Source organism: Arthrobacter crystallopoietes BAB-32 (assembly GCF_000328305.2).
GTDB lineage: Bacteria > Actinomycetota > Actinomycetes > Actinomycetales > Micrococcaceae > Crystallibacter > Crystallibacter crystallopoietes_A.
Genome location: NZ_ANPE02000039.1, coordinates 1 through 14,671, shown reverse-complemented (window position 1 = coordinate 14,671; position 14,671 = coordinate 1). Strand labels below are relative to the sequence as shown.

The following is a 14,671-nucleotide window of genomic DNA, read 5'->3' as shown; positions in this document are numbered from 1 at the left end:
CATCGGCCGCCGGGACCGCGGCGAGCGTGGGGCTGGGCCTGGTCGCCGGCGCCACCTACGCCCTGTACTCCTGGGTGGTGCACCGGCTGATGGAACAGCACGTGGGCCGGGCCGCCGCGATGGGCGCGGTCTTCGGCGCTGGCGGGGTGCTCCTGCTCCCCGTCCTCGCGGTGACCGGCGCACCCCTGGTGGAGTCGCCGTCGTCGTTCACGGTTGCCGTCTACATGGCGCTGGTGCCGATGTTCCTCGGCTACTTCCTGTTCGGCATCGGGCTCGCGCGGGTGCGGCCCAGCACGGCGACCACCCTCACGCTGGCCGAACCGGCCGTTGCGGCGGTGCTGGCGATCCTCGTCGTCGGCGAGCAGTTGTCCGTGCTGGGCTGGACCGGGCTATCGATCATCGGCGCCGCGCTGGTGGTGCTGGCCGTCGCGCCTGCCAATGCGACAGCGGAAAGGCCGCAAGCTCTGGTGCCGGCGCCGGCCCGGGCCTAGCCTGTCAGGCAAGGCAGTCAGGCCGACCACGAAGAGGAGCCAGCCGATGCGCGCATCCACCCTCGCCAAAACCGCAGCTGCCATTGCCGCCACGGCAGTGTCCGGCTCGGTGGCCACGGACCCCTCCAGCAGCTGGTACCGCAGCCTGCGCAAACCCCGCTTCCAGCCGCCGTCGTCGGTTTTTCCCATTGTCTGGACTGCGCTCTACGCTGACATCGCCCTTTCCGGTGCGGCGGCCCTGGATAGGCTGGAGGAGCGCTCCCAGCCACGCGAACGACGGCGGTACCTCCGTGCGCTGACCGCCAACCTGCTGCTCAATGCGGGTTGGAGCTGGTTGTTCTGGCGCAGCCGCCGGCCCTGGATCGCGGCGGCCGAATGCGCCCTGCTGACCGCCAGCAGCGTGGACCTGGCGCGCCGGACCGCCCGCATCGAGCCCCGTTCCGGTGCCGCCCTGGTCCCGTATGCACTGTGGTGCGGCTTCGCCACCGTCCTGACGACGGCGATTGCCCGGCTTAACCCGCGGGCCTGACCGTTGCATCGTGGCGATGCTCGGACGTTACCCCTCGGCTTTGCACCAGGTGAAGGCGCTGTCCTGCCCTCGGGGGATGGGGCAGGACAGCGCTCCGACTTCATGCCGGCGGAAAGCTAACAGACGTCGCCGGCGTCGGACGGTGCCGCACGACAGGGGGATGTCATGGCACTCGGCCAACACTATGCCAATAGTGGGTCGACACGCGGGCGGCGCAGACTTCTTGAGCCAAACTTGAGCTGGTCTTGAGCTGGGGGCCGCAGCTTAACAGCACGTCTTGGCGGCCGGCTCCGCGCCTGCCTCTGCCGAGGTGCAGCAGTCCTGGCTGGCGAAGGTCGGGCTGTCGGCCAGGACGGTGTAGACCTCCCACTGTTCGCCGTTCGGCGTGTTCTGCACCCAGAACTTGTCCTGCTTGGCGTAGCAGCAGGTGCTCTGACGCTCATCCACCGTCGCGAAGCCGTGCCCGGCCAGCCGGGTCTGTTCGCTATCCACGGCATCCGTGTCCTGCACCTCCACGCCGAGGTGGTTGAGCGAGCCGCCCTTGCCGGGGTTCTCAATCAGCACGAGTTTCAGCGGAGGCTGGGCGACGGCGAAGTTGGCGTACCCGGGGCGGCGCTTGGCCGGCCCGGTGTCGAACAGGCGGGAGTAGAACGCGACGGATTCCTCGAGATCGTCAACGTTGAGGGCAAGCTGCAGGCGGGACATGACGTCTCCTAGAGATAGATGGTTGTCTACATGTGCGAGATTGCCACCGGACATCGATCTCTGTCAATATTTATCTGTGTCTAAATCTTTGCTTGAGCTGACCCCTGTGGAAACAGTGGCCTGCTGCACCCCGATGACCCGGGAGCCGATGACCGCTCCCCAAGCCGAGCGGGTTTCGGCGCTGCTGAAGGCGCTGGCGGATCCGGTGCGGCTGCAGCTGTTGTCCCTGGTGGCCTCCCACGAGGGCGGCGAAGCCTGCGTGTGCGATCTGGCCGAAGCCTTCGACCTGTCCCAGCCGACGATCAGCCACCATCTGAAGGTGCTGCACGGCAGCGGCCTGCTGGAGCGCAGCAAGCGCGGCGTCTGGGTCTACTACAAGGTGGCGGACGAGGTGCTCAACTCGCTGGGCAAACTCATCTCCAGCGCTGGCGCATGAGCAGCAATCTTGCCCGGCAGGCCCTGGCGGAACTGATCGGCACAGCCCTGCTGGTGGCCACCGTGGTCGGTTCCGGGATCGCAGCCGCTAGGCTCTCCCCGAACGATGTCGGCCTGCAGCTGCTGGAAAACGCGCTGGCCACCGGCGCCGTCCTGGTGGCGCTGATCATCGCGCTGCAGCCGGTGTCCGCGGCCTTCAACCCGGTGGTCACCCTCGTGGAACGCTGGCTGGGCGTCATCGGCTGGCGCGAAGCCGGCGCGCTGATTGCAGCCCAGCTCGCCGGCGGAGTCCTCGGCACCATGCTGGCCAACCTCATGTTCGACCTGCCGGCCGTCATGATCTCCAGCAAGCCGCGCACCGGCACCGGACTCTGGCTGGCGGAAATCGTGGCGACGGTCGGACTGATGCTCATCATCTTCGGCACCGCCCGCACCGGCCGCAAGGACATGATCGCGGTCGCCGTCGGCGGCTACATCACCGCCGCCTACTGGTTCACCAGCTCCACCAGCTTCGCCAACCCGGCCGTCACCGTGGCACGCATGTTCTCGGACACCTTCGCCGGCATCGCTCCGGCCTCCGTGCTGCCCTTCATCGCCATGCAGGTCCTCGGCGGCGCACTCGCCGCCCTGCTCATCCGCCTGCTCTACCCGCACCCTGAACAGGCCGCAGCCGAGATCACCGGCCCCGTGAAAGGACAACCATCATGACCAGCAAGCCCACCGTCCTCTTCGTCTGCGTCCACAACGCCGGCCGGTCCCAGATGGCCGCCGGCTACCTCAGGCACCTGGCGGGGGACCGCATCACTGTCCTGTCCGCCGGGTCCGAACCCCGCGACAAGGTCAACCCGGTGGCGGTGCAGGCCATGACCGAGGAAGGCATCGACATCAGCCAGGCGGTCCCGAAGATCCTCACCACAGGCGCAGTGCAGGAGTCCGACGTCGTCATCACCATGGGCTGCGGCGACACCTGCCCGTACTTCCCGGGCAAGCGGTACGAGGACTGGGTCCTGGACGATCCTGCAGGACAGGACATCGAGATGGTCCGCGGCGTCCGGGACGACATCAAACGGCGCGTCCAGGCCCTCGTGCAGGAACTGATCGGCTAAAAGCACTGGCGCCAGCCCTTGCCCGGGCCCGAACGCACGGCCATACTCTGTCCAAGGCATGCCGCGCGAGGGGAGGCCGCGATGGACTGGGCCGGCTGGGCGGTGTTCGGGCTGCTCGCCACGGGCGCGCTGACCGCCGTCATGATCGCCGCGCAGATGGCGGGCTGGACCCGGCTGGACCTTCCGCTGGTGCTGGGCACCCTGGTCACGCCGGATCCGGACCACGCCAGGGTCGCCGGCTTCTTCATCCACTTGGTGGCCGGGCAGATCTTCGCCCTCGGCTACGCCCTCACCTTCGCGCTGCTGGGCCAGGCCACCTGGTGGATCGGCGGCCTGCTGGGGCTGCTGCACGTCGCCATCGCCCTGATGATCATCCTGCCGCTGTTGCCCGGCGCCCATCCACGCATGGCCTCGCACCGCGCCGGGCCGGAAAGCCGCGCCGTGCTGGAGCCGCCGGGGCTGCTCGCACTCAACTACGGCTACCAGACCCCGGCCGTCGCCGTCGGCGCCCATCTGGTCTACGGCATGGTCCTCGGGCTGCTTTTCCAGGTGCGCTGATGGCCGGCAGCCAGCCTCCGCCTCAGGCGGTCCCACCGGACACTAACGACGGCGGCCTCCCGCATCCCGGGGCCGCTGTCCACCGCCTGCCCAAGGACACTAACGACGGCGGCCTCCCGCAGGACATCGGCGACTACGCCTTGCTGGGGGACACGCGTACGGCCGCCCTGGTGTCCAGCCAGGGCGCGATCGACTGGCTGTGCGTCCCCGCGTTCGACGGCGATCCCGTCTTCGGGCGGCTTGTCGGCGGGCCAGCGGCCGGGACCTTCCGGCTCGGTCCAGCCGGCGCCGCCAAGCTTGTGGGCCGGCGGTACAGGGAAAATACGGCCACCCTGGAAACCACCTGGGCGGTGGGCGAGGGCCGGCTGACGCTGACCGAGGCGATGGTGGCCGAGGTCGCCGGTCAGCTGCTTCCGACCACGCTGCTGGTCCGGAAGCTGACCGCGGAAGGCGCACCCGTGGACGCCGTCGTACATTTCGACCCGCGCCTGGGCGAGCAGCACCGCCCTCCGCGGGTGCGCCGGGGCACCAACGTCGTCTGCACCTGGGGCCCGCTGGCCATGTCGCTGACCAGCGATCCGGAATTCGCCATTGAACCCAGCCGCCCGGCGTCGTTCACGGTCATTCCGGGGAAGCCGGTCACGCTGGTGCTGGGCATTCTGTACGGCGAGCCGCTGGTGCAGGTGGACCCGGCCTCGGCCTGGGACCTGGTCAACGCGGACGAGGAACTGTGGCGTCGCTGGACCGCGGAGATCGACGGCGGCATTCCCTACCGCGAGGCGGTGGTGCGGAGCCTGCTGACGCTGCGGCTGCTGACCTATTCGCCGTCCGGCGCGCCGGTGGCCGCGCCGACCACCTCGCTGCCGGAGTACCCCGGCGGGATCCGGAACTGGGACTACCGGTACGCCTGGCCGCGGGATGCGAGCATCGGCGTCGCCGCCTTCCTGGGCGTGCATAAGGACGGCGAGGCGCGCGGCTTCCTGCGCTGGCTGCTGCATGCCAGTCGGCTCGAGCGGCCGCGGCTGCCTGCCATGCTTACCCTGATGGGCCGGCATGTGCCGCCCGAGCGGACGCTCGCGGGCTGGCCGGGCTTCGCCGGAAGCGCGCCGGTCCGGGTAGGGAACGGGGCGGCCCGGCAGCACCAGTTGGACGGCTACGGCTGGGTGCTTGATGGCGCATGGGTACTGGTCAAAGACGGGCAGCCGCTCTACTCCGAAACCTGGCGGGCGATGCGCGGGTTCGCCAACTTGGTGGCCCGCCGCTGGCCGGAACCCGACGCCGGCATCTGGGAAATCCGTGACGACGCCGCCCATCACGTGCACTCCAAAATGATGGGCTGGCTCGCCCTGGACCGGGCCCTGCGGATCGGCCGCACCCATCCGCTGAGCCGGCGCCGCCGCGACGCCTGGCAAGCCGCCCGCGACGCCCTCGGCGAGAGCATCCGCTCCAACGGCTTCAACTCCGACCTCGGCAGCTACACCCGCAGCTACGGCTCCGCCGACCTGGACTCCGCCGTGCTCATCCTGCCGCTGCTGGACATCGAGCAGCCCGGCTCGCCCCGCGTCCGCGGCACCATCGACGCCATCCGGCACAGACTCTCCGCCGGCGGACCGCTGCTATACCGGTACCCGCCCGGCCAGGACGGCCTGCCCGGCCCGGAAGGCGCCTTCCTGCCCTGCTCCTTCTGGCTCGTCCAGGCCCTCGCCCTGACCGGCCGCCGCGACGAGGCAGTCGAGCTCTTCGAACAGCTGCTGGCCCTGGCCAACCCCGTCGGACTCTATGCCGAGGAGATGGACCCCGAAACCAACCTCCACCTCGGCAACTTCCCGCAGGCCCTCACCCACGCCGCCCTCGTCCAAGCCGCCCTCGCCCTGCAGGAGAGCGCCGAAGGAGGAACAGCGCCTGACGATATCGGCCGCGCAGCGAGTATCTGATGGCCGACTGAGCCTGCAGAAAACGGAGGCCGGACAGGTCGAGTGGCCCGCGCCGACTTAAGTATGATCAGTGGCGAACTTAAATCCTGCTCAATCCGTCGCCCGCGAAATCGTTGAATTTCCGGGGGAAACGGAGCCCTTCGCTTAATTGTGGGCAGCACTCGGATAACTTCTTGCGGCCCCACAAGAAGATCTTGGGTGCCGCGAACGTGTAAAAAATTCGGCGATTTCTTTACACATTCCCGGAATGTGCCAACTTTCTTTACACGTGCGCTGACCGTGTCTCCGACACCCGCGCGAACTATCCAGTGTGCGCTGGCCTGGACCACTACACTCGCGGTATGACAGAACCCTCGGCCTATGAGCTCGATGCGTGGCGCAACATTCAACGGTTCAAGGGCCGTCCGCTCTCACGAGTAGTGAGGAACGCCGGCGAGCAAGTAGCCAATGGCGCTGCGGGCCTCGGCAAGCGTGCCACACAGTATCTGGAGAAACGTCCAGGAGCCCAAGCAGCGGTTTCTAGGGGGCAGAAATTCGTTGCCAAGGGTGCTCACGCAATCAGCGCCGGCGCCCGCAAAGCCGCCGATGCCCTCCCGGACTGGAGCGATGCTGCTTTCGGGTCGATGCGGCAGACGGTGGGACGGGTGTCACGAACAGGGCTCTCGCCCAGACGAGTGGTGGCGAGCCACCAAAAGCGCGGCCACGACGTTGTGAGGCTGCTCGACTTGCGCGGCCTCGACCTTGAGCAGATTGACGCTGTCCGCGGTCGAGGAGCTAGCTGGTCCTATCCGCTCATTGCAGCACTGTCGGGAGCAGGTGCAGGATTGGTGATCTCCGGAGGAGAATTCGCTGTCCCTGTCACCGGCGGCGCGGCGGCAGCGCCTTCGGGAGCAGCCATCGCCGGGGCGCTCATCGGCGACGCCGCCTTCGTTCTCGGCCTGGCGTCCCGCTCCGTCGGCCATATCTCGCTGCTCTACGGCTACGACCCTGAAGAGCCCGCCGAGAAACTCTTCGTGATGTCGGTCGTTAATGCCGGGACGGCGATGTCGGCCAGCGCGAAGACCGCCGCGATGGCCGACATCTCGCGGCTTACGCAGGCACTCGTCCGCGGTAGGACCTGGACCGTCCTAGACAGGTCGATCATTGCTCAGGTCTCCAAGAAGTTTGCGGAGAAATTCGCTTTTCGCCTAACCAAGCAGGGGCTCGGAAAGGTCGTACCGGCAGCCGGGATCGTCCTGGGCGGTGCTTTCAATTGGGCGACTCTTGAATCGATTGTTGACGTCGCAAACACTGAGTATCGGAAGCGCTTCCTCCTCGAGAAGTACCCGCAACTTGCCGATGAGGAACTGGGCGCCTCGTTTCCTGACATGGCCGAAAATGACCCGGAGGATGCAGACGAGGCGATCAGCGTGCTTGACGAACTCGCTGAGGCTGGCGGTCCCGATCTCCACGGGCCCGGAGGACACTAGGCGGAGCAAACTAAGAACCCGAATCCGCTGGTTTTCAAGAACGACTCGGCGACGTAGTTCGTGCATGCACCGTGAGAGCTGGGGATGAGGCTGCGTGCTCCTTTGCAGAAGGACTTCACCGCCATGCCTCGCTGCTCGTCGCCGGAACTTCTTGGTGCCCGAGGCTCTACTCTCCCAGGCGGTGGCCGGTTAGCTCAAGCCACGTTGTCTCGTCTCCCCAAATCGAGAAGGAATCCACAAACGGCCGAAGTAGTGAAGCACTTGGATGCGGTTTTCTGGCGAGTGCCGCGAGTGCTACTGTGCGGCCTATTCCAGCGAGAAGATCTGCTACTTGGACGCGAGGATCATTCGTAGAATCAACCTGAGATATGCCAACGAGTGGAAGTGCTTCTAACCTTATTCCAAGACTCGAATCCACTCTGTTGACTTGAGAAATAATTGCTTGAACTCTCGTCGGTGTAAAGACTGATTGCTGGTCGTGAACCAATTGAATGGGTCTGTTCGTCCGCTCATGCCAAGTACGAGCCGTTTGTACGGCTCCTGGAACTACAGGATCGAGATTCGGGATGATGAATTCTTCATCTTCGAGCTGTCGTTGAAAATCTTCGGCTTGAGAACGGCTTTTCCAGACAAGGTCAAGTATTTCTTCCACTTTTCGCCGTTTAGAAGTAAGTCGCACTTCATCGACAACATTATAGAAGTCCTGAACCGAGGCCTTCTGCCCGTTGCTTTGCTTAATTCTCGTCATCGAATTAAAGGTAGAGAGCAGTAACTCCCAACGTTCGTTGCCTAGTGCGCGGGGACCTTCACGGAATAGTGTCCAAGCCATTCTTCGCGCACTTCCGTCTCTATAAAGATTTCCACCCTTCGAGTGCACGTACTCCTCAACAAGGAGGTCAATCATTTTCCCTGTCAGGAAATATTGCTTGTCTGTTAAATGGACATTTGCATGTCCAGCCAGTGGACCGTTTGAGTCGAGAAGAAGCCGGATAAGATCCTGATTTGTAGGTCGGAGTAGCTGCTTCGATTTAAACTCGACGGATTTTGCGTGAGCTCTTCGTTGCAAGTCGCTCATCATCATCGCAGCAGCTTCTGTATCGATGTTAACGCTGGCGTGTGTAAAGACCCGGCTACTGGCTTCGTAGAGGTTCTCGCCTTCAGACCCAGACTCATCGGAAACAATCTCGATATGACGTTCAACCCTTGGCATGCTTCCCCTTTGTGATTGATCGTGGAGATTCATTCAGGAGTACTGGCCGAGAACCCGCGGGGCCATGGATTCCATTTGCTCGATGACGAGCTTGATGGCTTCGGGCTGCTTGTCCGGTGGGTAGCCGTTGAGGACGAGGAGCCTCTTAATGGAGGAGCGGAGTTTGGCGCGGACGTCTTCGCGGACGGTCCAGTCGGTGCGGACGTCGCGGCGCATGATGCCGACGAGCTGGCGGGCGATCTCCGCGAGGACGCCTTCGCCCTGGAGCTCGACGGCGGACTCGTTCTGCGTAATGGCGTCGTAGAAGGAGAGCTCCGCGTAGTCGAGCGGGGGCGAGAAGCGCTTCCCGCGGTCGGCTTCGGCGAGGGCCTCCTTGGCCATCTCTACGAGTTCGGCGATGATCTCGGCTGACGTCAGCTGCTGGTTGGTGTACTTGTTCATCAGCTCGTTGATCCGCTCGGAGAAGGCTCGCTGCCGGATGGCGTTGTGCCGGGTGGTCTTGGTGGACTCCTCGACGACGAGCTTCCGCAGGGCTTCGATGGCGAGCTGCGGGTTCTTCGCCTTCTGCGTCTTGGCGATGAACTCGGGCGTCAGGTCGTCCAGCGAGGGCTTGGGCATGCCGGCGGCGTCATAGATGTCCAGGACTTCGCCGGTGGCATCCGTCGCCGTCGCTATTAATTGGCCGAGCACGCGCTGGATGTCCTCGGGGACCGGTTCGCCGCGGTCCTGGCGTTCCATCGCGTCGAACTTGGCCATCCAGATCCGGATTTCCTCGTACATCTGGATCTCCGGGCGGAGCTCCTCGAGCTTTCCGGATCCGGTGCACAGCGCCCAGGCGCGGGCGAGCTGGCCGGAGACCTGCCGGTACCGTGTCGCCAGGGTGGGGGAGTCGCCGTCGGGCTCGTTGCCGGGGGTGGCCGGGCTGCGCAGGTAGTTGACCGCTCCGTGCGCCGCGTTGAGGAACGCCTTCGGCCCCGGCTTGGCCAGCACCGCGCGCCAGTTGTAGCCGGCGAGCAGGCCGCGGATCTGCTCGACCCGCTCGCGGGCGATGTCCGCGGCTTCGTCCACGTTCTTGCCGACCGGCTTCTTGGCCTGGTCCGTCGAGGTGTACTCGGCCAGTGCGTTGGCGAGGTTCTCCGCCAGCGGCGCGTAGGCGACGAGGAGGCCGTCTTCCTTGCCGCGGAAGGTGCGGTTCACGCGGGCGAGGGTTTGCATGAGCAGCGCGCCCTTGAGCGGGCGGTCCAGGTACAGCGTGTGCAGCGGCGGGGCGTCGAAGCCGGTGAGCATCATGTCCTTGACGATCACCAGCTCCAGCTCGTCGCCCGGGTCCTTGAGCCGTTCCTTGATGACGTTGTTCAAGGAGTCGCGGCGGACGTGCGCGGAGACGGGCGGGCCGTCGGACGCGTCGCCGGAATAGACCACCTTGATCTTGCCGCGGTCCAGCTCGCCCGAGTGCCAGTCCGGGCGCAGCTTGACGATCTGGTTGTACAGGTTGGCGCAGATCTCGCGGGTCCCGCCGACGATCATCGCCTTGCCGAACGTCGGTGCCCCGGCGGTGTCGGCAATGAACGGCGCCATTACCTCCCGCCGCTGCTCCCAGTGCGCCACGAGGTCCCTGGCCAGTTCCTCCAGCCGTTCCGGCGCGCCGTACACGGCGTTGACGACGGCGACTGACTGCTCGATGCGCGCCCGTTCCGTTTCATCCAGCCCGGCAGTGGCCTCGTCCGCCGCCGTGTCGAGGTCCTCCTGGGTCACGCCCTCGGCCAGCTGCACCTTGATCAGCCGCGGCTCGAAGTAGACCGGCACGGTGGCGCCGTCGTCCACGGCCCGCGAAAGGTCATAGATGTCGATGTAGTCGCCGAACACGTCCCGGGTGTTGCGGTCGTCGAACGAGATCGGCGTGCCGGTGAACGCGATCAGCGTGGCGTTCGGCAGGGCATCGCGCAGGTGGCGGGCGTAGCCGTCAAGGTCGTCGTAGTGGCTGCGGTGCGCCTCGTCGACGATGACGATGATGTTCTTCCGGTCGCTGAGCAGCGGGTGTTCGGTGCCGGACTCCTTCTCATCCTTGGACAGGCCGAACTTCTGCAACGTGGTGAAGTAGATGCCGCCGGTGATCCGGCCGGAGAGCTCCGCCCGGAGTTCCTTCCGCTTGCGGATCTGCTTCGGCGTGTCCGGCAGCAGCTGCGAGCGGGCGAAGCCGGAGTACAGCTGCCCGTCCAGCTCGTTCCGGTCGGTAATAACGACGACGGTGGGGTTCTTCAGCTCCCGGTGCCGCATGACCCGGTTGGTGTAGAGCTCCATCTCCATCGACTTGCCGGAGCCCTGGGTGTGCCAGACGACGCCGGCCTTGCCGTTGGTGCGTACGGCCTCGATGGTGCTGCCGACCGCTTTGGTCACCGCGAAGTACTGGTGCGGCTTGGCGATACGTTTGACCAGGCCGTCGGCGCCCGCATCGAACGCGGTGAAGGATTCCACGAGCTGCAGGAAGCGAGTCGGGTTGTAGAGCCCGGCGATGGCGGTCTCGATCGGCAAGACGGATTCGCCGTCAATGACCAGGTCGCGCTCAACCGGCTTGCCGTCGTCGTCCACGTTCCAGGGGGAGAAGTGGTTGAGGGGCGTGAACGGCGTGCCGTACTTCGCCTCGAGCCCATCCGACGCGAACGTGAAAACGCAGAAGCGGAACGCCATCGGGAACTCGCGCAGGTACGTCTGCAGCTGGGCGTGGGCGGCGGCGACGTCGGCCGTCTTGGAGCCGGCCTTCTTCAGTTCCAGGATGCTGACAGGCATGCCGTTGCAGTAGAGCACGACGTCGAAGCGGCGCCGGTAGTCGCCCTGCACCAGCGTGACCTGGTTGACCGCGAGCCAGTCGTTGTCCGTTTCCTCGGCGCCCAGCAGGTGCAACGTCGGGTTCTGCTCGGAGCCGTCCGCGTCCAGGTAGCTGAACCGGTAGCCCTCGACCAGCATCTTATGGATGCGGTGGTTTTCCGTGATGGCGTCCTGCGACGACGGCGCGACAATCTCCGCCAGAGCCTGCTGCAGGTACTGCTCCGGAATCCCGGGATTCAGCCGGCGCAACGCCTTGGCCAGGCGCGGTCGGATCAGCAGCTCGTCCCACGTCTCCCGCTCGCCCGAACCCGGCGCGATCTCGTCGCCATGCAGCGGCCGCCAACCGTGCTCGCCCAGCTGGTCGAGCGCCAAGCCCTCCCAGTCGGCCTCGGTGAAGGTTGTCTGTATAGTCATTCCGTTTCGCCCCCTGAGGATCACTAAAGAACCATGCTTCAGGTTCATTTGCTAAACGATCGTGCCAACTAGCTTTTCGGCGTCCTTGACGGACAGACTGCCAGACATGAGCTGCGGCAAGAGGACTTCTCGCATTTCTGCGAGGCGAACATCCTCATCACCCAAGACTTGCAGCATCTCGAAAATGTTTTCTGCAAATCCGTTGAAGTGGCAAAGGTCATTTTGCGAGGGGAGCGACAGCTTCGTCATAGCCGTGTAGTCGGAAAAAGCTAAGTTCTTGATGCCAGTTGTTCCGTTTTCGAACTGGAAGAAGTCGCCCTTGGTCCAACTATTCCTGAGCACTCCATAAACAAACATCGAGTGCTGCGGCTCCTCTAAACGGATAATTTTGCAAAAGTTGGAACTACTGAGGTGTCCATCGATCCTCCGCAAAAGCCCTGCAGTTATCAATACCGCCCGTCCAGTGGACTGAGTAGGGCTGCCGCCCGACATCTCAACTACAAGGTCATACGGGGCCAACCGTCGTTTTAACAGGCTATTAGGCTTGATATGCCGGAGCGGCATATTGCCTAGTTTGTTCTTCTGCAAGGCAGGAATATCTGAGCCCCTGATGCAGTAAGCAGTTTCGGAGTGTGTCACTGAGGCTTCTGATAGGCCCCAGTCGCCCGCGGTAACAGATTGGATCAGGTCGCTTAGCGGAACAGCTCCTTTCGCCTTGAGGGCCAGCCGCTTCCAAATGGCCATAAAATAATTATCGATAGTTGTCGCCAACTTGGTGTTGGCTGCGATCTTGGCGTCCAGGGAAGCGAGGACTTCCGCGATGGCGTCCTGTTGGTTCCTCGGCGGCACGGCTACGGGAACCTGCGCAATGTAGTTCCTGTTCAGCATTGGTTGGACGGAACCTGAATCGAAGCCTGTCAGATCGGTATTCTCGAACAGGTGGAAGACCCAGCGAGGGTTGTTCCCTTTGAAATCCTTCACGAACATGGTGGTGTTGTGCGGCCAAAAGTCACCCGCAGACCACTTTGGCTTGCCAAGATTCGTTGCCCTGCCGATAGTCACACCTGGGCCCTTCACCGGTGCCTCGTCATGGAAGCCGCCGGTCTCGCCGGATGTCATGACGGGATACGGACCTGGCCGCCGCGCGTGATGTGGCAGATCGAATCCACGTTGAATTTCAACTACTTCCGACAACGGCTTCATCGCCCAATCTGATCGTTTGCTCACGAGAGCCTCCCGAGCTGTTCGCGGACGACGTTGGCGAGGCGTTCGGATTCTTCGAACTGCTCGAAGAGTTCCTTCTTGAGGCGGGCGATCTTGTCCTCGATGGGTTCGCCGTCGTCCTCGATGGCGGCGGCGCCGACGTAGCGGCCGGGGGTGAGAGCGTAGTCGGCTTCCTTGATTTCCGCCAAGGTGGCCGAATAGCAGAAGCCGGGCTCGTCGTCGTACTTCAGATCCTGTTCCACGGCGGAAGGCGTGCCGCGCCAGCCGTGGAAGGTGTTGGCGATCTTGGCGATGTCCTCGTCGGAGAGGGCGCGTTCGGTGCGGTCCACCATGTAGCCGAGGTTGCGGGCGTCGATGAAGAGCACCTGGCCGGTGCGGTCGATGGTGCCGCGGCCGGTGGCGGTCTTGTCCTTCGAGAAGAACCAGGTGCAGACGGGGATGCCGGTGCTGCGGAAGAGCTGGGTGGGCAGGGCGACCATGCAGGAGACGAGGTCGGCCTCGACGAGCTGGGCGCGGATCTGGCCTTCGCCGCCGGAGTTCGAGGACATGGAGCCGTTGGCCATGACCACGCCGGCGGAGCCGCCGGGGGCGAGTTTGGAGATGATGTGCTGGATCCAGGCGTAGTTGGCGTTGTTGGCCGGCGGGACGCCGTAGCGCCAGCGCGGGTCCGCCTCGTTGCGCGCCCAGTCCTTGATGTTGAAGGGCGGGTTGGCCATGATGAAGTCGGCCTGCATCTCCGGGTGCTGGTCCCGGGCGAAGGTATCGCCCCAGCGCGGTGCGAGGTTGGCGTTGAGCCCGTGGATGGCGAGGTTCATCTTGGCCATGCGCCAGGTGCGCTCGTTGAGCTCCTGCCCGTAGACGGAGATGGCGGTGCGGTCCTCGTGGTGCGCGTCGAGGAACTTCTCGGTCTGCACGAACATGCCGCCCGATCCGCAGCACGGGTCATAGACGCGGCCGTGGGTCGGCTCGAGGACCTCCACGAGCACGCGGACGACACCGGCGGGCGTATAGAACTCGCCGCCGCGCTTGCCTTCGGCGCGGGCGAACTTCTCCAGGAAATACTCGTAGACCTCGCCGAGCAGGTCGCGGGCCCGGGTGGCGCCTTCGCCGCGGAACCGGGTGGTGTTGAAGAGGTCCATCAGTTCGCCGAGCCGGCGCTGGTCCACGTTGTCCCGGTTGAAGATGCGCGGCAGCGTGCCGGCCAGCGTGGGGTTGGCGGCCATGATGGCGTCCATGGCCGCGTCCACGAGCTGGCCGATGTTCCTGGGCGGCTGCCCGTCCATCGCCGGCAGGCCCTTGGCGTTTTCGGCCAGGTACTCCCAGCGCGCGGTCTCGGGGACCCAGAAGACGCCGCGGCCGGTGTATTCATCCGTGTCGTCGATGAGCTGGGCGATCTGGTCCTCGGTCATGCCGTCCGCGGCGAGTTCGTCATGCAGCTGGGCGCGGCGCTCGGCGAAGGCGTCCGAGACGTACTTCAGGAACACGAGCCCCAGGATCACGTCCTTGTACTGGGACGCGTCCATGGAGCCGCGCAGCTTGTCAGCGGCCTTCCAGAGCGTGTCCTTCAGTTCCTTCATGGTGGACGGCAGGGCGTCCGGCTTCTTCTTCGGGGGCACTAGCATGTTCCTTCCGTTGAGGTTTGAGGTGCGACGGCGAGCCGCGCGCGGGCGGTGCCGTCCATCAGCAGGTGGGTGAGGTCATTGAGTCGGGCGAGCCGGTCTTCGGCCGCGCGGCGGTGCCGGGCGAGTTCGGCCAGCGCGGCGGCGAGCG

General features: G+C 64.9%; 13 protein-coding genes. 8 read left to right on the top strand and 5 right to left on the bottom strand.

Features of this window, described 5'->3' with window-relative positions; genetic code table 11:
• Both D477_RS01060 and D477_RS01055 read left to right on the top strand, forming a co-directional pair.
• The coding region (locus tag D477_RS01060; protein ID WP_005266435.1) for an EamA family transporter at positions 1-491 on the top strand (491 nt) is incomplete at its 5' end.
• 46 nt (positions 492-537) lie between these two features.
• Positions 538-1,020 (top strand): TspO/MBR family protein, encoded by a 483-nt coding sequence (locus tag D477_RS01055; protein ID WP_005266434.1) that lies wholly within the window; start codon positions 538-540, stop codon positions 1,018-1,020.
• A 264-nt stretch (positions 1,021-1,284) separates the two neighbouring features.
• Here D477_RS01055 and D477_RS01050 read toward each other — a convergent pair whose 3' ends face one another.
• Complete coding sequence (locus tag D477_RS01050; protein WP_005266433.1) at positions 1,285-1,725, bottom strand: ArsI/CadI family heavy metal resistance metalloenzyme; 441 nt, start codon at positions 1,723-1,725, stop codon at positions 1,285-1,287.
• Positions 1,726-1,858: 133 nt separating this feature from the next.
• On the opposite strand from D477_RS01050, the gene D477_RS01045 reads away from it, so the two are divergent.
• The 6 genes from D477_RS01045 to D477_RS21570 all read left to right on the top strand — a co-directional run bounded on the left by D477_RS01045 (position 1,859) and on the right by D477_RS21570 (position 7,227).
• A complete protein-coding gene (locus D477_RS01045; RefSeq protein WP_005266432.1) occupies positions 1,859-2,161 on the top strand; it encodes an ArsR/SmtB family transcription factor in 303 nt (100 codons plus the stop codon).
• Positions 2,158-2,868, top strand: coding sequence for an aquaporin (locus D477_RS01040; RefSeq protein ID WP_005266431.1), 711 nt, complete (start codon positions 2,158-2,160; stop codon positions 2,866-2,868). The genes D477_RS01045 and D477_RS01040 overlap by 4 nt, the downstream gene beginning before the upstream one ends.
• Positions 2,865-3,266: an arsenate reductase ArsC gene (locus D477_RS01035; protein WP_005266429.1), complete on the top strand. Its 402-nt coding sequence runs from the start codon at positions 2,865-2,867 to the stop codon at positions 3,264-3,266. The genes D477_RS01040 and D477_RS01035 overlap by 4 nt, the downstream gene beginning before the upstream one ends.
• 81 nt (positions 3,267-3,347) lie before the next feature.
• Positions 3,348-3,824, top strand: coding sequence for a hypothetical protein (locus D477_RS01030; protein ID WP_005266428.1), 477 nt, complete (start codon positions 3,348-3,350; stop codon positions 3,822-3,824).
• Entirely contained in the window at positions 3,824-5,758 is a 1,935-nt protein-coding gene (locus tag D477_RS01025; protein ID WP_005266427.1) for a glycoside hydrolase family 15 protein, read from the top strand. The genes D477_RS01030 and D477_RS01025 overlap by 1 nt, the downstream gene beginning before the upstream one ends.
• A 341-nt stretch (positions 5,759-6,099) precedes the next feature.
• On the top strand, positions 6,100-7,227 hold the full coding sequence (locus D477_RS21570; protein ID WP_081608419.1) for an EcsC family protein: 1,128 nt from the start codon (positions 6,100-6,102) through the stop codon (positions 7,225-7,227).
• Between the two features lie 166 nt (positions 7,228-7,393).
• On the opposite strand, the gene D477_RS22105 is transcribed toward D477_RS21570, so the two are convergent.
• The 4 genes from D477_RS22105 to D477_RS01000 are packed head-to-tail and all read right to left on the bottom strand — an operon-like array spanning position 7,394 to position 14,517.
• Entirely contained in the window at positions 7,394-8,437 is a 1,044-nt protein-coding gene (locus D477_RS22105; protein WP_150109929.1) for a DUF3800 domain-containing protein, read from the bottom strand.
• Between the two features lie 33 nt (positions 8,438-8,470).
• Positions 8,471-11,677, bottom strand: coding sequence for a type I restriction endonuclease subunit R (locus D477_RS01010; RefSeq protein ID WP_005266424.1), 3,207 nt, complete (start codon positions 11,675-11,677; stop codon positions 8,471-8,473).
• 51 nt (positions 11,678-11,728) lie between these two features.
• Entirely contained in the window at positions 11,729-12,904 is a 1,176-nt protein-coding gene (locus D477_RS01005; RefSeq protein WP_150109928.1) for a restriction endonuclease subunit S, read from the bottom strand.
• Positions 12,901-14,517 carry a class I SAM-dependent DNA methyltransferase gene (locus D477_RS01000; protein WP_005266413.1) on the bottom strand — a complete coding sequence of 539 codons (1,617 nt, stop codon included), beginning with the start codon at positions 14,515-14,517 and terminating at the stop codon, positions 12,901-12,903. Before D477_RS01000 ends, D477_RS01005 begins: the two co-directional genes overlap by 4 nt.
• Positions 14,518-14,671 lie beyond the last annotated feature (154 nt).

Excerpts from the sequence above, each read along its gene's own strand:
- D477_RS01030 (WP_005266428.1), top strand. The coding sequence starts at position 3,348 with ATGGACTGGGCCGGCTGGGCGGTGTTCGGGCTGCTCGCCACGGGCGCG.
- D477_RS22105 (WP_150109929.1), bottom strand. The coding sequence starts at position 8,437 with ATGCCAAGGGTTGAACGTCATATCGAGATTGTTTCCGATGAGTCTGGG.
- D477_RS01050 (WP_005266433.1), bottom strand. The coding sequence starts at position 1,725 with ATGTCCCGCCTGCAGCTTGCCCTCAACGTTGACGATCTCGAGGAATCC.
- D477_RS01045 (WP_005266432.1), top strand. The coding sequence starts at position 1,859 with ATGACCCGGGAGCCGATGACCGCTCCCCAAGCCGAGCGGGTTTCGGCG.
- D477_RS21570 (WP_081608419.1), top strand. The coding sequence starts at position 6,100 with ATGACAGAACCCTCGGCCTATGAGCTCGATGCGTGGCGCAACATTCAA.
- D477_RS01040 (WP_005266431.1), top strand. The coding sequence starts at position 2,158 with ATGAGCAGCAATCTTGCCCGGCAGGCCCTGGCGGAACTGATCGGCACA.
- D477_RS01055 (WP_005266434.1), top strand. The coding sequence starts at position 538 with ATGCGCGCATCCACCCTCGCCAAAACCGCAGCTGCCATTGCCGCCACG.
- D477_RS01025 (WP_005266427.1), top strand. The coding sequence starts at position 3,824 with ATGGCCGGCAGCCAGCCTCCGCCTCAGGCGGTCCCACCGGACACTAAC.
- D477_RS01035 (WP_005266429.1), top strand. The coding sequence starts at position 2,865 with ATGACCAGCAAGCCCACCGTCCTCTTCGTCTGCGTCCACAACGCCGGC.
- D477_RS01010 (WP_005266424.1), bottom strand. The coding sequence starts at position 11,677 with ATGACTATACAGACAACCTTCACCGAGGCCGACTGGGAGGGCTTGGCG.